Origin of the sequence: Aeromonas sp. ASNIH5 (assembly GCF_002902865.1) — a bacterium.
Taxonomy (GTDB): Bacteria; Pseudomonadota; Gammaproteobacteria; order Enterobacterales; family Aeromonadaceae; genus Aeromonas; species Aeromonas caviae.
In genome coordinates, this window is sequence record NZ_CP026122.1 from 3,733,821 (window position 1) to 3,751,517 (window position 17,697).

Sequence of the window (17,697 nt, forward strand, 5' to 3'; positions counted from 1 at the left end):
GGGGTCTTGCGTATGATGGACAAAACAATGGGAGTCACGTCGATGAAATGGTTCACCCTGCTGCTGATGCTCGGCTCGGGCGCGGTCTCTGCCGCCTGCCCCGATTACTTCAACGTGGAGATGCGGGAGCTCAACAGCACCCAGCGCCACAACCTCTGCCAGTTGACCGAGGGCAAGGTGGTGCTGGTGGTCAACACCGCCTCCTACTGCGGTTACAGCGGTCAGTTCCGGGATCTGGAAGCCCTCTATCAGGGCTACAAGGAGAAGGGACTGATGGTGCTGGGCTTCCCCTCCAACGATTTCTGGCAGGAGGCGGGCAACGAGAACAAAACCGCCGAGGTATGCCGCCGGGACTACGGGGTGACCTTCCCCATGTTCAACCGGGTGGCGGTGCGGGGTTCGGATGCGGTGCCGCTGTTCAAGGGGCTGGCCGCTGCTGCCGACGGTGATGCGCCCAACTGGAACTTCCACAAGTACCTGGTCGGGCGGGACGGCAAGCTGATTGCGAGCTATGGTGCCAACCAGAATCCGTCGGATGATCCTCTCAAACAGCAGATCATCGATGCCCTGGGGCACTGACCCTACCCCATGGCGGGCCGCTCTGGAATAATGCGGCCCCGCCATCCACTCCGGTGACACCGTGCTGCAACGTCTTCCCCAAATGGTGATCTTCGATGCCCTGGTTCGTGAACAGGGCATCTCTGCGGCTGCGCGCCGCCTCGGGGTTTCCAAATCCCACATCAGCAAGCAACTCGCCCTGCTGGAAACCGCGCTCGGCGCCCAGCTGGTACAGCGCACTACCCGCCGTTTCGGGCTCACCGAACTGGGTCTGGAGTATGCCCGCCACTGCCGCGCTCTGGTGGTGGTGGCGCTGGAGGCGGAATCCATGGTGGCGGAGCGCCGTGGCAAGGTGAGCGGCGTGCTCCATCTGGGGGTTGGTCAATCCTTCGGGCGATTGCACGTGATCCCGCGCCTCAAGGCGTTTCAGGCACGTTATCCGGATCTGGAGCTGGAGGTGTCCCTGTTCGATCACCGCACCAATCTGGTGGATGAGGGGCTGGATCTCTGGATCACCACCTACGAGGACAAACCCGAGTCCCTGGTCGGGCAGCGACTGGCAGACATCGGTTTCGTGCTGGTGGCCTCGCCGGATTATCTGCTGAGTCACGGCACGCCACTGCACCCCAGGGATCTGGCCCATCACAATTGCATCACCTACCAGAGCCGGGAGCGGCGCTACCACGAGTGGTCATTTCGCCAGGGCAAGGAGCGCCAGACGGTGCAGGTGGCGGGCAACTATCGGGTGGATCTGGCGGAAGCGGTGCGGGACGCCGCCCTGGCCGGGCTCGGCATCGCCTATGTGGCCAACTACCTGCTGGACAAGGAGCTGCAATCTGGTCAGCTCATCCCTCTGCTGCCCCAGTGGCAACCGAACCAGAAGATGGCGGTGCACGCCGTCTATGCCAGGCGAGAGCATCTGGATCCCAAGATCCGCCTCTTCATCGACTTCCTCAAGGAGAGCTTCGGACCCGGGCCCTACTGGGCGCAGCGACTCGCACCCTGGCTCGGGGGGAAATTGTCCGGCACTGAGGAATAATCGTTTCCATACAAGAACACTGGCGTGAGTGCGATTTCAAAGTTGTGTCAAATCAGTCAGTTGGCGCAACCGATATCGTGCAAACGTTTTTGCTAACAGGGTTGTAACCCGGCAGGGTTGCGGCGGTGAGGGGAGGGGAGCAGAATCCGCGCCCATCTTCAGCCTCACTGGATGGAATCCCCATGATTGCCCTGCTTGGTATCCTGAGCATCCTGGCCCTGGCCGCACTCTGCTCTGATAATCGTCGTCGTATCCCGTTGCGAACAGTGGGCTTTGCTCTCTGCCTGCAAGTGCTCTTCGCCGCCCTGGTGCTCTGGCTGCCCGCCGGTCAGCAGGTCTTGAACGGTGTCAGCGAGAGCGTCAGCAGCGTCATCGGCTACGGCCAGGAGGGGATTGCCTTCCTGTTCGGGGATCTGGCCAAGTTCAAACTCGGTTTCATCTTCGCCTTCAACGTGCTGCCGATGATCATCTTCTTCTCCGCGCTGATCGCCATCCTCTATCACATCGGCCTGATGCCCAAAGTGATCGCCCTGCTCGGCGGCGGCCTGCAGAAATTGCTGGGCACCGGCCGCGCCGAGAGCCTCTCTGCCACCGCCAACATCTTTGTCGGCATGGTGGAAGCGCCGCTGGTGGTCAAACCCTATCTCTCCAGGATGTCCGATTCCCAGTTCTTTGCGGTGATGAGCTGCGGGCTGGCCTCGGTAGCTGGCGGCACCCTGGTGGGCTACGCCAGCATCGGGGTCGAGCTGAAATACCTGATTGCGGCGGCCTTCATGTCCGCCCCTGCCGGGCTTGCCATGGCCAAGATCCTGGTGCCGCCCGCCGCGCAAGAGGAAGATCACCACGAAGACGTGGAGATCCCCCGCGCCACCAACGTCATTGAAGCGGCCGCCGATGGTGCCATGGCGGGTCTCAACATCGCCGTCGCCGTGGGGGCGACCCTGCTGGCCTTCGTCGGCGTAATCGCCCTGCTCAACGGCCTGCTGGGCTGGGCCGGCGACCTGGTGGGGCTGGAGCTGAGCTTCCAGATCATCCTGGGCTGGCTGTTTGCCCCCGTTTCCTGGCTCATCGGCGTTCCCTGGGATCAGGCCCAGGCGGCTGGTGCCCTGATCGGCACCAAGATCGTCATCAACGAGTTCGTCGCCTTCATCGCCCTGGTGCAGGATCAGACCTTGAACGAGTCGAGCAAGGCCATCGTCACCTTCGCCCTGTGCGGTTTCGCCAATATCTCTTCCATGGCGATCCTCATCGGCGGCCTGGGGGCCATGGTGCCGGAGCGCAAGTCCTTCATCGCCCGCTATGGCATGCGCGCCATCCTGGCGGGGGTGCTGGCAAACCTGATGAGCGCCTCCCTGGCAGGCTTGTTCCTCGCCCTCTGATAGACCCTGGAAGTCAGCACCTTCCAATCATTGCCCGCTTCGGCGGGCTTTTTTGCACCCGCTTGCAGGCAAAAAAAAGCGCCTCTGGGGAGGCGCGGGGAAAAGACAGATTGGAAGCGTCACATGGGTGCCACCTGAATGAGGGATGAGCCGTCCCATCCAAGTGTGAAGCCATGATGCCTGATGCTCTCTGAAGCGCTTCTGAGGCGAGTCTTCATACTGTGTTCATTTTCAAAATGCTACCGAAATGTGATTTTTAAATGATTGATGCTGAAATAAAATAAATAATCAGTGATTTATTTTGCTGTGCGGCTCAAAGGAAAGATGAATCGGGGCGGTGGGCATGCTCCTGCCATGGGGCGGATCCGGCGGCAGATTATCCCGGTGCAGGCTCAACACATCACGCAACCATACTGCCAGATGGCAAGCAACCAGCATGTGATGGGGATGCTGTCCGTCATGGGCAGTGCAACGCCGCCTGCGGTCTGCTGTTGGGCCCAGCAACTCGTATGTGATGAAGATGCCGCTCGTCAGAGGATCCGCGCGAGTGGCCTGCGGTCTGTGGTGCCTGCACCCGCAACCCGCATTTGACAGGAGGCGCACCCTTTCATGGAGTCAGCGCGAAGTGGTCTGCGGTCTCCTGCTCCAGTGCCAGCAACCAGCGCTTGATGGGGATGCCTCCCCCGTAGCCGGTCAGTTCACCGCTGCGCCCTATGACCCTGTGGCAGGGCACTATGATGCTGAGGGGATTGCGGCCGTTGGCGGCGCCCACCGCCCGCACCGCCCTGGGGTTGCCGATGGCCTCTGCAATCTGGAGGTAGCTGACGGTCTCGCCGTAGGGAATGTCGCACAACGCCTGCCACACGGCCTGCTGGAATGGTGTGCCCGTGGCGGCCAGGGGGAGATCGAAGCGCCGCAGGCGGCCGGCAAAGTAGGCGGCAAACTGCTCGACAAAAGGGGCCAGGGCGACATCATCCCGCTGCCACTCCGGTTGCGGCAGGACGGGGCGCTCCCCTTGCATGAATTCCACGTGGCGCAGCCCGGCCCCATCGATGGCGATGAGCAGGGGCCCCTTGGCACATTCACAAAAGCTGTACTGCATTCTCTTGTCCTCGGGGTTGTGGCAGGTCACTCCAGCACGGGCTTGCCGCGGGTGGATTTGATCTCTCCCTTGCGTTTCTTGGCATCGACCCGCTTGCGTTGGGAGCTGCGGGTCGGCTTGGTGGCGTGGCGGGCCTTGGGGCGCCACGCGGCTTTTTTCAGCAGCTCGGTCAGGCGGCTCATGGCCTCCTTGCGATTCATGTCCTGGCTGCGATGGGTCTCGACCCTGATCTGGATGAAGCCGTCGTGAACCCGGCTGTCGCTGAGCCGCTCCAGTCCCTCCTTGTAGAGCGGCGGCAGGCTGGGGGAGTCGCGATAATCGAAGCGCAGCCAGACGGCGGAGTCGGTCTTGTTGACGTGCTGGCCGCCATTGCCCTGGGCCCGCATGGTCTGGAATTGCAGTTCATGCCAGGGGATGATCACGCTGTTGGAGATGACTAACATGGGGTGATGCTCTCATTTGGTGCATCAAGGGAGTCTGGTGCAGCTTGGTGCCTCATTATGGGGCGAGATGCGCTTCCTTGGTGATCCTGAGCCTTTCCGGCTCAGAGTGTCATGTCTATCTATATGAAAATAAACGATAAAAATACTTGGCACAAGAATTGATGACCCATTCGTGACATACCATGGATTGGGAGCAACCAGATGAAGCTGATTACTGCGATTATCAAACCTTTCAAGTTGGACGACGTGCGCGAGGCCATCGCCAACCTGGGGGTGGAAGGCCTGACCGTCTCCGAAGTGAAGGGTTTTGGTCGCCAGAAGGGGCACACCGAATTATACCGGGGAGCCGAGTACCAGGTCGACTTTCTGCCGAAGGTGAAGCTGGAGATCGCCACCGCAGACGAGAACGTCGAAGGGGTGATCGAGGCCATCTGCAAGGCGGCCTATACCGGCAAGATCGGTGACGGCAAGATTTTCGTCTATGACCTGCTGCAAGCGGTGCGTATTCGTACTGGTGAGAGCGACGACGAGGCGCTCTGAGTACGCTCCTTTGCCCGGCCGGGTCGGGCAAAGGTCCGGGCAGGTTCTGCCGACAGTGTGAATGGGTGGTCGTCGAAAGACCGGATGGGATTCCATCCGGTCTTTTTGTTTGGCCGCTGATTAAATAGATCGTTCCAACCCAGCAAACCGCCTTGATCCTCTCCTCCCGATTCATGCAGAATGCAAACGAAAATGGTTATCACTCTTTACGCAGACAAGGAACGGATGATGAAAATGAAGATGTTGGCACTGGCTTTCTCCACGCTTGTCGCCCAGTCGGCGTTCGCCGCCCAGGAGGTAAACGTCTATTCGAACCGTCAGGATGAGCTGATCAAGCCCATCATCCAGCAGTTCGAGAAGGAGACCGGGATCAAGGTCAATGTGGTGTTTGCCAAAGAGGGGCTGAACGAGCGTCTGGAACGGGAAGGCAAGCTCTCTCCGGCAGATCTGATGCTGACCGTGGACATAAGCCGTCTGACCGAGCTGGTGGACAAGGACTTGGTGCAGCCGGTGGACAGCAAGACGCTGCAGGAGAACATCCCCTCCATCTATCGCGATCCGGACAACCGCTGGTTCGCCCTGACCACCCGGGTGCGTGCCATCTACTCCAGCAAGGAGCGTCTTGGCAAGCTCGACACCATCCGCTACGAAGATCTGGTCAAGCCTGAATTCAAAGGAAAAATTTGTACCCGTAGCGGCAAGCACGAGTACAATGTGGCGCTGGTTTCGTCCATGATTGCCCATCACGGCATGGCGGACACCAAGACCTGGCTGGAAGGGGTCAAGGCCAACCTGGCGCGCAAGCCCCAGGGCAACGACCGTGATCAGGTCAAGGCGATCAAGGACGGCATCTGTGATGTATCCCTGGGCAACAGCTACTACCTGGGTGCCATGTTGAAGGACCCGGCGCAGAAGTCCTGGGCCGACGCGGTGGAAATCAACTTCCCGAACCAGGGTGATCGCGGTGCCCACGTCAACGTGAGCGGCGTGGCCATGACCAAGTATGCCAAGAACAAGGACGCAGCACAGAAGCTGATGGAGTTCCTCTCCGGGGATACCGCCCAGCACATGTATGCTGATGTGAATGCCGAGTACCCGGTCAAGGCGGGGGTCGAGCCTTCTGCCATGGTCAAGTCTTGGGGCACGTTCAAGTCTGACCCTATGCCGGTCAGCGATTATGCCAAGCACCGCAAGGACGCCTTGCAACTGCTGGATGAAGTGAAATTCGACTTGTAATCAGATGGGGCCAACGGCCCCATCAACTTCTGTGGACTCATGAAACATTTTGGATGGATTTCCGGCAGCTGGGTCACCGCTCTGCTGCTGGGTTTGCCGGTACTCGCCCTGGTCTTCTCCGCCTTCTCGGCTGATGGGGAACTGTTTGCCCACCTCGCCGATACCGTACTGCCCGACTATCTGCGAAACACGTCCGGCCTGGTGCTGGGGGTGGTCTGCCTCAGCCTGCTGTTCGGAGTGCCCACCGCCTGGCTGGTGGCCATGTGCGAGGTGCCGGGGCGCCGCGCCCTGCAATGGGCGCTGATGCTGCCCATGGCGATGCCCTCCTATATCGTGGCCTACGTCTATACCGACCTGCTCGACTACTCGGGCCCGCTGCAGGCGGGGCTGCGTGCCCTGTTTGGCTGGCAGGGACCGGCCGACTACTGGTTCCCGGCCATTCGCTCCCTCGGTGGCGCCGCCTGGGTGCTGGCGCTGGTGCTCTTCCCCTATGTCTATCTGCTGGCACGGGCCTCCTTCCTGGAGCAGTCGGTCAGCCTCATTCACTCCAGCCGCCTGCTCGGCTGCACCCCCTGGCAGAGCTTTCGCCGCCTGAGCCTCCCCCTGGCCCGCCCGGCCATCATGGTGGGGGCATCTCTGGTCGCGATGGAAACTCTGGCGGACTTTGCCACCGTCCACTTCTTTGCCATCAACACCCTGACCACCGCCATCTACGACACCTGGCTCGGCTACGGCAGCCTGGCGACCGCCGCCAAGCTCTCCTGTCTGATGCTGCTGGCGGTGGTGCTGCTCATCGCGCTGGAGCGCCGCTCCCGCCAGCGCCAGCAGGTGTTCCAGAAGTCCATGGGCTTCGAGCAGCCCCTGCGTTACCCCCTCGGTGGCCTGAGGGGCGTGCTGGCCGGGCTCTGGTGCTGGGGCCTGGTGCTGGCGGGGTTCGCCCTGCCGTTCGTCATCCTGCTCGATTACGGGGGGCGTTACTTCGCGCTGTCGTGGACGCCCGAATTCGTGCGCTTTGCGGGCAACAGCCTCGCCATCTCGGCCCTGACCGCCCTGCTGGCCATGGCCATTGCCCTGCTGCTCGGCTTCTTCCGTCGCCTCGATGGGGGGCCTCGCAGCTTGCTGCCCCTGCGCCTCGCCGCCATGGGCTATGCCATGCCGGGGACTGTGCTGGCCATCGGCGTGCTGGTGCCGCTCACGGCCCTGGATTTTGGCATCAACGATCTGGCCGAGTGGCTCGGGATGCCGGGCCCCGGTCTGCTCCTGACCGGCACCCTCACCGCCATCGTGTTCGGCTATCTGGTGCGCTTCGTGGCCATCGCCATCGGGTCGGTGGAGAGCAGCATGAGCAAGATCTCCCCCAGCCTCGACATGGCTGCCCGCTCTCTGGGGCAGGGGGCGGGCGGCATGCTGCGTCGCATTCACCTGCCGCTGGTACGGCGCGGCCTCTTTGCCGGCGCCATGCTGGTGTTCATCGAATCCATGAAGGAGCTGCCCGCCGCCCTGCTGCTGCGGCCGTTCAACTTCGAAACCCTGGCGACCCACGTCTATCAGTTCGTCTCGGACGAGATGCTGGAGCGGGGGGCGCTCGGTGCCATCGTCATCGTGCTGGTGGGGCTGATTCCCCTGCTGTGGATCAACCGTACCCTGGATGGTCCAGGCCATTGAGCGGCCCCGTCCGGCATCACTACGCGAGAGGAAAAGAACCTTGTCCTGCCTGAATATCGAGAAGGTCAGCTGTCACTACAATGGCCGCCCCGTGCTGGAGCAGCTCTCCCTGCAGGTGGCCGACAACGAGATTGTCTGTCTGCTGGGGGCCAGCGGCTGTGGCAAGACCACGCTGCTCAAGGCAGTGGCCGGTCTGCTGCCCCTGGCCCAGGGGGAGATCCGGCTGGGAGAGACCCTGCTCGATGCCCCCGGCGTGAGTGTGCCGCCGGAGGCCCGCCATATCGGCATGATCTTCCAGGATTACGCTCTCTTTCCTCACCTGACGGTGGCCGAGAACGTCGGCTTCGGCCTGACCGGGCAGGATCGCGGCAGCCGCCTGCAGCAGGTGGAAGAGGCGCTGGCGCTGGTCAACCTGCAGGGATTGGGGGAGCGCTATCCCCATCAGCTCTCCGGCGGCCAGCAGCAGCGGGTGGCCATCGCCCGCGCCCTGGTGTGCAAGCCGCGCCTGATGCTGCTGGACGAGCCCTTCTCCAACATCGACACCCAGGTGCGGATGAAGCTGATCCTCGAGATCCGCACCCTGCTCAAACAGCAGGGCATTGGCGCCATCTTCGTCAGCCACAGCAAGGAAGAGGCCTTCGCCTTCGCCGATCGGCTGGCCCTGTTTCGCGCCGGTCGCATCGAGCAGGTGGGGGAGCCGGAGCAGCTCTATCGCCGCCCCGGGAACCGCTTCGTGGCGGAGTTTCTCGGCGGGGTCAATTATCTGGCGGCCGAGGTGGTGGACAGCCACTGCGTGCAGACCCTCCTTGGAACCATCTGCGGTCAGGAGCCCCATGGCCGCGCGGTGGGGGAGCGGTTGCAGCTCATGCTCAGACCTCAGCAACTGGCGCTGACGGCGGCGGATGACGGTGAGCTCCGGGTGCGTGAGCAACAGTTCCTGGGCCATCACTGCCGGGTACTGGTGGAGGGGGGCGGCCAGCAACTGGAAGCCAGCATCGGTGAGCCCCTGGAAGGGGAGCGCGCGCGGGTGACCGTGGCGCCTCATGCCCTGGTGTTGTTTGACCCCTTGCCCTGAGTGCGTGGTATTGTCGTGAAATCAATGAACTGGAAGCGCGCTGGTTTATAATCGCGCCACGCCCATAGCCAACGCACTTGGAGAGAGACATGAAAGCCCAAGCCGGGATCTGCGCAGAGCCGAATCTGCACGCCCTCTATCTGATGTTCAATCGCACCGGTGACGCCGCTGCCCTGACCTCCCGCCTGGCCAGCCTGCCAGCACTCTGGGAGGCGGTGAGCGCCGACTTCCCCGATGCGGCTTTCAGCGGTCTGGTCGCCGTTGGGGCCGACGCCTGGGATGATCTCTATCCTGCCGCCCGGCCGCCCCAGTTCCGCAGTTTCATGGCGCAATCCGCCAACGGTCAGGAGGCCCCCAATACCCCGTTCGATCTCTTCGTACAATTGCGTGCCGATCGGGTGGACGTGCTGCATCATGCCGGTCATCGCGTCATGGCCCTGCTGGCCGGGCTTGTTGAATTGGCCGAGGAAGTCCGCGGTTTTCGCAACCAGGATTGCCGGGATCTGACCGGTTTCGTCGACGGCACCGAGAACCCGCAGGATGAGCACCGCGCCGAGGTGGCATTGCTGGACGGCGGCGAGTTCGCCGGTGGCTCCTACATCCACGTGCAGCGCTGGGCCCACGCCATGAGCGACTGGGAGAAGCTGGCCCTGAAGGAGCAGGAAGACATCATAGGCCGCACCAAGGTCGACAACATCGAATACGAGTCCGCCGACAAGCCACTCACCTCCCACATCAAGCGGGTCAACCTCAAGACCCCGAAGGGGGAGTCCATGGAGATCCTGCGCCAGAGCATGCCCTGGGGCACCATGAGCGAACAGGGGCTCTACTTCATCTCCTGCTGCCGCACACCGCTGCACTTCAACGCCATGCTGGCCAGCATGTACAAAGGGGAGGGGAGCCACTTCGACCACCTGCTGCGCTTCACCCGGGCGGTGACCGGCGCGGCCTTCTTCGCCCCTTCCGTCGATTTTCTGGTGGCCGAGGGCAAATAAGCCCGGCCTGCCGACCGCTCAAAACAAAAAATCCCGGCCAAGGCCGGGATTTTTGTGCGGATCGCTCAAGGCGACCGGATCAGGGCGTCTGCTCGAACAGCTCGAGGGCGGAGAGGTAGAGCTCCTCGATGTCGGTATCGCTGGTCGGTGTGATGAAGATGGTGTCATCACCGGCGATGGTGCCGAGGATCCCTTCGGCCTTGCCGAGGGAGTCAAGCAGGCGGGCGATCAGCTGGGCTGCGCCGGGACTGGTGTGGATCACCACCAGAGCGCCGTTGTGGTCGACATCCAGCACCAGGTTCTTGAGGGGGCTGGAGGTGGTGGGCACGCCCAGTTCCACCGGCAGACAGTAGACCATCTCCATCTTGGCATTGCGGGTGCGAACGGCGCCGAAGCGGCTCAGCATGCGCGAGACCTTGGATTGGTTGATGTTCTCGAAGCCCATCTCTTGCAGGGCAGTCACTATCTCTGCCTGGGAGCCGAAACGCTCCTCTTTCAGCAAGGCTTTAAAGGCCTTGGCCAGTTTTTCTTGCTTGTCGTTATGTTTCATCTTGGACTCACGAATGAGGGGAGTGACCGCCTGTCACGCTCAGGCGGCAGATACGAACAGCGCTGCTATTTTGCATTCATATGCCTGTTTTGGCAAGGAAGCGGCGCTTGTTCTGCATATTGATTCAAATATAGCTTGCATCAACTTATGCTGGCGCTAGAATCAGGACGAAATTTTGAAAACTTATTCAATTGGGCTGTATGGGTATCGAATTAATCGGCATCGAAAAATCTTGGCACAAGGTGCCGGTACTGCAGCAGGTGAGCTTTCGGACTGCTCCCGGCGAGACCTTGGTATTGCTGGGCCCGAGCGGGGCAGGCAAGAGCTCTCTGCTGCGCATGATGAACTTGCTGGACACGCCGGATGCCGGTGTGTTGCGCATCGCAGACAGTGAATTTTCTTTCCCGTCCAGCCTCTCTACTGCCGAATTCAACCGTCAGGCACAGGCGCTGCGCCGCAAGGTGGGCATGGTGTTCCAGCAGTACAATCTGTGGCCGCACCTCACCGTGATGGAGAATCTGATTGAAGCGCCCGTCAAGGTGCTCGGCATGAGCCGCGAGGCGGCCATCGAGAAAGGGGCCTATCTGCTGGCCCAGCTGCAACTGGCCGACAAACGGGACGCCTGGCCCGCACGGCTTTCCGGTGGCCAGCAGCAGCGGGTCGCCATTGCCCGGACCCTGATGATGGATCCCCAGGTGCTGCTGTTTGACGAACCGACGGCTGCCCTGGATCCCGAAATTACCAAAGAGGTGGCGGAGATCATCCGCACCCTGAGCCAGACAGGCATCACCCAGGTGGTGGTGACCCACGAGGTGGAGTTCGCCCGCAAGGTGGCCAGTCAGGTGATCTATCTGGAGAAGGGGCGGATCATCGAATCTGGCACCGCCGCCATCTTCCAGTCCCCGCAAACCAGCCGGTTTGCCGAATTCTTGATGCATTGATATTGAGTCGATAAGGAAGCTGTCATGAAAAAGAGTCTGTTGCTGATCGCCGCCATGGGTCTGCTGAGCACTTCTGTGCTGGCCAAAGAGATCAAGTTCGCCACCGAGGCAACCTATGCGCCGTTCGAATACCTGGATGACAAGAACGAGTTCCAGGGGTTTGACATCGATCTGGCCCGCGCGGTCTGCGAGCAGGCCAAGCTGGAGTGCAGCTTCCACAACCAGGCCTTCGACAGCCTGATCCCCAGCCTCAAGTTCCGTCGCTATGATGCCGTCATCGCCGCCATGGACGTGACCCCGGAGCGGGCTGCCCAGGTCGACTTCTCCGATATCTATTACGAGAACTCCGCGGTGTTCGTCGCCAAGAAAGAGACCTTCAAGGGGCCGGACGATCTGGTGGACAAGACAGTCGGCGTGCAGAACGGCACTTCTCACCAGTCCTATCTGGTGGACAACTGGGTGAGCAAGGGTCTGCTGACCGTGCCCTACGCCAGCTACCAGAGCGCCTTCCTCGACATGATGAATGGCCGCACTGACGGCGTGTTTGCCGATACGGCGGTGGCCGCGGACTGGCTCAAGCAGCACAAGGAATACGCCGTGGTGGGTACCCCGGTGACCGACGCCAAGTACTTCGGTACCGGTTTTGGCATCGCCGTGGCCAAGGGCAACCAGGAACTGCTGACCCAGCTGAACAAGGGGCTGGCCGAGATCAAGGCCAACGGCACCTATCAGAAGATCTATGACAAGTACTTCGCGCAGTAAGCCATGTTGAGCCTGTTGTTGGATGCAGCCTGGATGACCCTCGGGCTGGCCCTGGCATCCCTGGTCGGTGGCATGGTGCTGGCACTGGCATTCAGTGCGGCTGAGTTGAGCAAGCAGCGTTGGCTGGTGTGGCCCGTGGCCACCCTGACCACTTTGATCCGTGGTCTGCCCGAGTTGCTGGTGGTGCTCTTCATCTACTTCGGCTCGACCCAGGTGCTGTTCCTCATCACCGGGGAGTATGTGGAGTTCAGCCCGTTCGCCTGCGGTGTACTGGCGCTCTCCCTGCTGTTTGCGAGCTACGCCACCCAGACCCTGCGTGCCGCCCTCAATGCGGTGCCCGCGGGGCAGCGGCTGGCGGCGCAGGCGCTCGGCCTTGGCAAGGGGCACACCTTCTTTCGCATCGTGCTGCCCCAGGCCTGGCGTCACGCCCTGCCCGGGCTCGGCAACCAGTGGCTGGTGCTGCTGAAAGACACCGCTTTGGTCTCCCTCATCGGGGTGAACGAGATGATGCGTCAGGCACAGATGGCTTCTGCCAGCACCTATCAACCCTTCACCTGGTACGCCGCTGCCGCCCTCATCTATCTGGCCATCAGTCTGGTGAGTGAATTCGGCTTGAAGCAGGCGTCCCGCTATACCCGCCGTTACGGAGGCTGACCATGCAGGATTACCTGATGACCCTGCTGGGAGGGCTGGCGATCACCTTGCAGCTCACCGCGTTCAGCTTGTTGCTGGGCGTGCTGATGGCGGCCGGCATGACCTGGGTGCTGGAGCGCCGCATTCCGGTGGCGACCCAGCTGGTGCAGCTCTGGGTACTGGTCTTTACCGGTACGCCGCTGCTCATCCAGATCTTCCTCATCTACTACGGGCCTGGCCAGTTTGAATGGCTCAAGGCGGGGCCGCTCTGGCCGCTGCTCAAGCAACCCTGGTTCTGCGCCGTGCTGGCGCTCGGTTTCAATACCGCAGCCTACTCCACCCGGCTGTTCAAAGGGGCGCTCGACGCCATCCCCGCCGGTGAAGTGGAGGCCTGCCGTGCGCTCGGCTTCTCGGCCGGACAGACCCTGTGGATGAAGACCCGCCATGCCGCCCGTCGGCTGGTCCCCGCCTATTCCAACGAGGTGATCCTGGTGCTCAAGGGGAGTTCGCTCGCCAGTACCATCACCATCATGGACATCATGGGGCTGGCCCAGCGTCTCAACGCCCAGACCTATGACACCCTGGCGGTGTTCACCGTGGCCGGAGCGCTCTATCTGACCATGAATGGATTGTTAACAATTGGTTTCCGCTGGTGTGAGCGTCGGGCACTGGCTTTCCAGTCCTGAAGCAGTCACATTTACCTCTTAATGGTGAGGGAAGCACAGGAAATCTGTGTCTTTCCTCCCATTTATCGCATATTCCTCTCCGCTTTCATCGCCGCTTGTTCCCTGGCTCACAGAACCCGTGATTACAACTGTTATCAGATTGTTTTTTAGGAGGGGATCCTTTAAGGTGAGGCGCACAATAAGAATCAGCGTTAACCCAACTAGAAACAACCTTAAACCTACGCTTAGACATGGAGTTGATCATGAAAGTTGCCGTTCTGGGTGCCGCCGGTGGCATCGGCCAAGCCCTCGCTCTGCTGTTGAAAAACCGCCTGCCTGCCGGTTCCGAACTGAGCCTGTATGACATTGCCCCGGTCACTCCGGGCGTGGCGGCGGACCTGAGCCACATCCCGACTGACGTGAAAGTAAAAGGTTTCTGCGGTGAAGATCCGAGCCCGGCTCTGGTCGGCGCCGATGTCGTGCTGATCTCTGCCGGCGTGGCGCGCAAGCCCGGCATGGACCGTTCCGACCTGTTCAACATCAACGCCGGTATTGTCAAGAACCTGGTGGAAAAGTGTGCTGCTTCCTGCCCGAAAGCACTGATCGGCATCATCACCAACCCGGTCAACACCACGGTCGCCATCGCCGCCGAAGTGCTGAAGAAAGCCGGTGTCTATGACAAGCGTCGCCTGTTCGGCGTGACCACCCTGGATGTGATCCGCGGCGAGACCTTCGTGGCCGAAGCCAAGGGCCTGAACGTTGACAAGGTACGTGTCAACGTCATCGGCGGTCACAGTGGCGTGACCATTCTGCCGCTGCTCTCCCAGGTTGAAGGCGCCAGCTTCACCGCTGAGGAAGTGGCTGCCATGACCAAGCGCATCCAGAATGCCGGTACCGAAGTGGTGGAAGCCAAGGCCGGTGGCGGTTCCGCCACTCTCTCCATGGGTCAGGCAGCCTGCCGTTTCGGTCTGTCGCTCATCAAGGGTCTGCAAGGGGAAGCCAACGTCATCGAGTGTGCCTATGTGGAAGGCAACGGTGAGCACGCCACCTTCTTCGCGCAGCCGGTGCTGCTCGGCAAGAACGGTGTCGAAACCGTGCTGGACTACGGCAAGCTGAGCGCCTTCGAGCAGGAAGCGATGGACAGCATGCTGGCCACCCTGAAGGCTGACATCCAGCTGGGCGTCGACTTCGTCAAGTAAGTCTCTACGTCGACCGCAAGGGGAGCCCAGGCTCCCCTTTGTCATTTTCGGGGTTGGGTGTAGCGGGCTAAGGAGATGGCCCTGGCTGCCGATAACAGAAGGCAGCAGGAGATCCCTATGATAAAACCAAGAACCCTCATCGCCATTATCGGTGTGTGCAGCTTCCCTTTGCAGGGTGCGGAGCCCACCTCGGCCGCTGCGCAACCCCAGTCGGCGGCGGTCACGGCCGCTCCCGTCCCGACGCCCTCGGCGGCCTTGCCATCGACCGCCCCGGTCCCAACACCGGTTGCTGAGCCCACGGCCAGTCCGGCCACAGCACCGACGCCCTCGGCGGCCTTGCCATCGACCGCCCCGGTCCCAGCACCGGTTGCGGAGTCCTCGGCCAGTGTGGCCACAGCTCCCATGCCGTCAACCGCGGTGCCGGCCGCTGCCGCCCCCGTGGCATCTGCCCCGGCCCCGGCGCCGCTGCCCAGGGCGACGACGCAGGCATCCGCTGCTGCGGGAGAGTTGCAGGCCGTGCCGCTCTATCGCCAGGACGAACTGCTCAACTGGATAGAGCAGGGGCGCCATCTGGCCCGGGTGAAGCAGGACAGGTGCCAGCTCACCCAGGATATCGAGGCGAGGGCCTCGGTGATGAAGATCCCTGCCTATCAGTTCCTCTGGGGAGACATGCTGGCCTGGGGAGTTTGCACCAAGCCGGATGCCCAGATCGGGGTGCAGTACATGTGGGAGGCCGCCAACCAGGGGCTGGCGCCGGCGCTGGAACAGCTTGGCCGCTATTACTGGAAGGGGATCCTGGTCCAGAAGGATCTGGTGCGGGCCGAGACCCTGATGCGGGAAGCCGCGAGCCTCGGCTTCTTGCGGGCACAGATGGAGTGGGTGGAGATGTTGCTGCAGGGCATGGGGAGTCCCCTGGATTACGAGGAGGCGTATCACTGGCTGCACGGCGCCGTCATCGGCGACAAGGCCATGCACCAGAAGGCGGCGAGCCTGCTCAGCCGGCTCGGCAACCGGATGCCCGCCAATGCCATCGCCCGTGCCAAGGCGATGCACTGAGTGCTGGTAGCCCGCTTTGATATTACAAGGCCCACGAAGCTGTGCTTGTGGGCCTTGTGCATTTTCTCGGTCAGGGGAGGGATCAGAGGCCCTGATGGGGGCCGAAGACCTCGTAGTGCATCCGCCCGGCAGGCACGCCCACATTCTCCAGCTGAGTTTTGACTGCCTTCATGAACGGGACAGGGCCGCAGAAATAGTAGTGGGCGTCGGCCGGCATGAGGTCGGTGACCTGCTCCAGTGCCAGAGTGCCGCTGAAGTCGTAATCCTCTCCTTTGACATCCTGCTCCCCCGGCTCTCGATACCAGATCCGGCTCTCCAGTTTCCCGTGTTGCCTGCTCTTTGCCCGGATCTCGTCCCTGAACGCGTGGTGGGCGCCATGTTCGCAGGCGTGAAGCCAGCGAATATCCATATCCGGGCCATCGGCCAGCAAGTGGTTGAGCATGCTCAGCAGGGGGGTGAGGCCGACCCCGGCGGAGATCAGCACCACAGGCGTGTCTGTCTCCTCTTGCAGGAAGAAGTCGCCGGCCGGCGGCATGATGTCGACCGTGTCACCGATGTGAAGATGATCATGCAACAGGTTGGAGGCCTGACCCCTGGGTTCGCGCTTGACGCTGATGCGGTAGTCGCGGCCATTGGGGGCGTCCGAGAGGGAGTACTGGCGGATCTCCTGATGCTCGAGGGCGGGATGAACCAGCTTGATACTTAGATATTGCCCCGGTTTGAAACGCAACACGGGGTTGCCATCGAGGGGTGCCAGGACGAAAGAGGTGATGAGTTCACTCTCTTGACGCTTCTCCTTGATGATGAAAGGGCGGGTTCCCTGCCAACCACCGTCCTGGCTTGCCTTCTCCCGATAGAGCTCGCTCTCCCGGCCGATAAAGATGTCGGCCAGCACACCGTAAGCCTTGCCCCAGGCGGTAAGGACCTCCTCCGTGACAGCGTTGCCACCCATTTCTTTGAGCGTGGCCAAGAGATGACTACCCACAATGTGATATTGTTCCGGTTGGATCAGGAAACCCGTGTGTTTGTGGGCGATGCGTTCAACGGCTCCGGCCAGGGCCCCCAGATTGTCAATGTTCCTGGCATAGGCCGCCACCGCACTGAACAGTGCCAAGGGCTGTCCCCCGCTACGCTGGTGAGCCAGGTTGAAGAGATCCTTCAACTCAGGATTGTGGCTGAACATGCGCTGATAAAAGTGCCGTGTGAGGTCAGGGCCCGCCGATTCGAGCAAAGGAATGGTGCTCTTGATGACGGCGATGGTGGCTTGGTCTAACATAGGAGGTCCTTTCTAATTGAACATCTGGAATGTCACTTATTAAGTTGCATCCTAAATGTTTAATTGATCTGGATCAATCATCAATTCTTCGCGCTAGGCGCTACAGGCACTATGAGACTAACGAGCTATACCGATTTTGGATTGAGAGCCCTGCTCTATCTGGCCACCCTGCCGGAGGGGGAACTGTCGAGCGTGGCCAAGGTATCCGCCTTGTACGACGTATCCCGTAACCACATGGTGAAGGTGGTGAACCAGTTGGTAAAACTGGGCTATCTGCAGTCACAACGCGGCAAGAATGGTGGTATCCGCATGGCGCGCTCCCCCGACGAGATCAATATCGGGCAAGTGATCCGGGCGTTGGAGGGCAATCTGGACGGGATCGACTGCAGCTCCCCGGTCTGCCATATCGTCTCCGTCTGTCTGCTCAAGAGTGCCTTGAAGGAGGCGATGAACGCCTTCCTCGCGGTGATGGATGGCTATACGCTGCAGGATTTGCTGGCAAACCGTGACGAGTTGCAGCAGGTGTTCGGTGAGCTCATCCCCACTCTGGTGCTGGAGCCGGATGACGAGAGCGAGTGAAACA

19 protein-coding genes are annotated in these 17,697 nt (G+C 61.4%); 15 read left to right on the plus strand and 4 right to left on the minus strand.

Annotation, left to right across the window (positions count from 1 at the left end; genetic code table 11):
* Positions 1 to 42 precede the first annotated feature (42 nt).
* The 3 genes from C2U30_RS17585 (at position 43) to C2U30_RS17595 (ending at position 2,976) form a co-directional block, all read left to right on the plus strand.
* Entirely contained in the window at positions 43 to 579 is a 537-nt protein-coding gene (locus C2U30_RS17585) for a glutathione peroxidase (RefSeq protein ID WP_010673063.1), read from the plus strand.
* An 82-nt stretch (positions 580 to 661) separates the two neighbouring features.
* On the plus strand, positions 662 to 1,597 hold the full coding sequence (locus C2U30_RS17590) for a LysR family transcriptional regulator (protein ID WP_199767384.1): 936 nt from the start codon (positions 662 to 664) through the stop codon (positions 1,595 to 1,597).
* 182 nt (positions 1,598 to 1,779) lie between these two features.
* A complete protein-coding gene (locus C2U30_RS17595) occupies positions 1,780 to 2,976 on the plus strand; it encodes a NupC/NupG family nucleoside CNT transporter (RefSeq protein WP_103244195.1) in 1,197 nt (398 codons plus the stop codon).
* 607 nt (positions 2,977 to 3,583) lie between these two features.
* Here C2U30_RS17595 and C2U30_RS17605 read toward each other — a convergent pair.
* Positions 3,584 to 4,078 carry a methylated-DNA--[protein]-cysteine S-methyltransferase gene (locus C2U30_RS17605; RefSeq protein ID WP_010673066.1) on the minus strand — a complete coding sequence of 165 codons (495 nt, stop codon included), beginning with the start codon at positions 4,076 to 4,078 and terminating at the stop codon, positions 3,584 to 3,586.
* Positions 4,079 to 4,104: 26 nt separating this feature from the next.
* Entirely contained in the window at positions 4,105 to 4,521 is a 417-nt protein-coding gene (gene arfB, locus C2U30_RS17610) for an alternative ribosome rescue aminoacyl-tRNA hydrolase ArfB (RefSeq protein WP_010673067.1), read from the minus strand.
* A 201-nt stretch (positions 4,522 to 4,722) separates the two neighbouring features.
* On the opposite strand from arfB, the gene glnK reads away from it, so the two are divergent.
* The 5 genes from glnK to C2U30_RS17635 all read left to right on the plus strand — a co-directional run bounded on the left by glnK (position 4,723) and on the right by C2U30_RS17635 (position 10,032).
* Positions 4,723 to 5,061 carry a P-II family nitrogen regulator gene (gene glnK, locus C2U30_RS17615; RefSeq protein ID WP_005332325.1) on the plus strand — a complete coding sequence of 113 codons (339 nt, stop codon included), beginning with the start codon at positions 4,723 to 4,725 and terminating at the stop codon, positions 5,059 to 5,061.
* A 228-nt stretch (positions 5,062 to 5,289) separates the two neighbouring features.
* On the plus strand, positions 5,290 to 6,297 hold the full coding sequence (locus tag C2U30_RS17620) for a Fe(3+) ABC transporter substrate-binding protein (RefSeq protein WP_039039971.1): 1,008 nt from the start codon (positions 5,290 to 5,292) through the stop codon (positions 6,295 to 6,297).
* A 39-nt stretch (positions 6,298 to 6,336) separates the two neighbouring features.
* Complete coding sequence (locus C2U30_RS17625; protein ID WP_103244197.1) at positions 6,337 to 7,962, plus strand: ABC transporter permease; 1,626 nt, start codon at positions 6,337 to 6,339, stop codon at positions 7,960 to 7,962.
* Between the two features lie 40 nt (positions 7,963 to 8,002).
* The gene (locus tag C2U30_RS17630) at positions 8,003 to 9,037 is read left to right on the plus strand and encodes an ABC transporter ATP-binding protein (RefSeq protein WP_103244198.1); all 1,035 of its coding nucleotides are present in this window, start codon (positions 8,003 to 8,005) and stop codon (positions 9,035 to 9,037) included.
* Between the two features lie 89 nt (positions 9,038 to 9,126).
* The gene (locus C2U30_RS17635; RefSeq protein ID WP_103244199.1) at positions 9,127 to 10,032 is read left to right on the plus strand and encodes a Dyp-type peroxidase; all 906 of its coding nucleotides are present in this window, start codon (positions 9,127 to 9,129) and stop codon (positions 10,030 to 10,032) included.
* 79 nt (positions 10,033 to 10,111) lie between these two features.
* Here the strand turns inward: C2U30_RS17635 and argR are convergent, their stop codons facing one another.
* Complete coding sequence (gene argR / locus C2U30_RS17640) at positions 10,112 to 10,582, minus strand: transcriptional regulator ArgR (RefSeq protein ID WP_005308670.1); 471 nt, start codon at positions 10,580 to 10,582, stop codon at positions 10,112 to 10,114.
* A gap of 200 nt (positions 10,583 to 10,782) precedes the next feature.
* On the opposite strand from argR, the gene C2U30_RS17645 reads away from it, so the two are divergent.
* From C2U30_RS17645 to C2U30_RS17675, 6 genes are all read left to right on the plus strand, one after another.
* Positions 10,783 to 11,523 carry an ATP-binding cassette domain-containing protein gene (locus C2U30_RS17645; RefSeq protein ID WP_041214472.1) on the plus strand — a complete coding sequence of 247 codons (741 nt, stop codon included), beginning with the start codon at positions 10,783 to 10,785 and terminating at the stop codon, positions 11,521 to 11,523.
* Positions 11,524 to 11,547: 24 nt separating this feature from the next.
* On the plus strand, positions 11,548 to 12,285 hold the full coding sequence (locus C2U30_RS17650; protein ID WP_010673073.1) for an arginine ABC transporter substrate-binding protein: 738 nt from the start codon (positions 11,548 to 11,550) through the stop codon (positions 12,283 to 12,285).
* A gap of 3 nt (positions 12,286 to 12,288) precedes the next feature.
* On the plus strand, positions 12,289 to 12,939 hold the full coding sequence (artQ, locus tag C2U30_RS17655) for an arginine ABC transporter permease ArtQ (protein WP_042864450.1): 651 nt from the start codon (positions 12,289 to 12,291) through the stop codon (positions 12,937 to 12,939).
* Between the two features lie 2 nt (positions 12,940 to 12,941).
* Entirely contained in the window at positions 12,942 to 13,604 is a 663-nt protein-coding gene (gene artM / locus C2U30_RS17660) for an arginine ABC transporter permease ArtM (RefSeq protein ID WP_010673075.1), read from the plus strand.
* 242 nt (positions 13,605 to 13,846) lie between these two features.
* Positions 13,847 to 14,782 (plus strand): malate dehydrogenase, encoded by a 936-nt coding sequence (mdh, locus tag C2U30_RS17665; protein ID WP_010673076.1) that lies wholly within the window; start codon positions 13,847 to 13,849, stop codon positions 14,780 to 14,782.
* A gap of 402 nt (positions 14,783 to 15,184) precedes the next feature.
* Positions 15,185 to 15,838 carry a tetratricopeptide repeat protein gene (locus tag C2U30_RS17675; protein ID WP_223931817.1) on the plus strand — a complete coding sequence of 218 codons (654 nt, stop codon included), beginning with the start codon at positions 15,185 to 15,187 and terminating at the stop codon, positions 15,836 to 15,838.
* Between the two features lie 82 nt (positions 15,839 to 15,920).
* Here C2U30_RS17675 and hmpA read toward each other — a convergent pair whose 3' ends face one another.
* Entirely contained in the window at positions 15,921 to 17,114 is a 1,194-nt protein-coding gene (gene hmpA, locus C2U30_RS17680; RefSeq protein ID WP_103244201.1) for an NO-inducible flavohemoprotein, read from the minus strand.
* Between the two features lie 111 nt (positions 17,115 to 17,225).
* On the opposite strand from hmpA, the gene C2U30_RS17685 reads away from it, so the two are divergent.
* Positions 17,226 to 17,693: an Rrf2 family transcriptional regulator gene (locus C2U30_RS17685; RefSeq protein ID WP_039039978.1), complete on the plus strand. Its 468-nt coding sequence runs from the start codon at positions 17,226 to 17,228 to the stop codon at positions 17,691 to 17,693.
* Positions 17,694 to 17,697 lie beyond the last annotated feature (4 nt).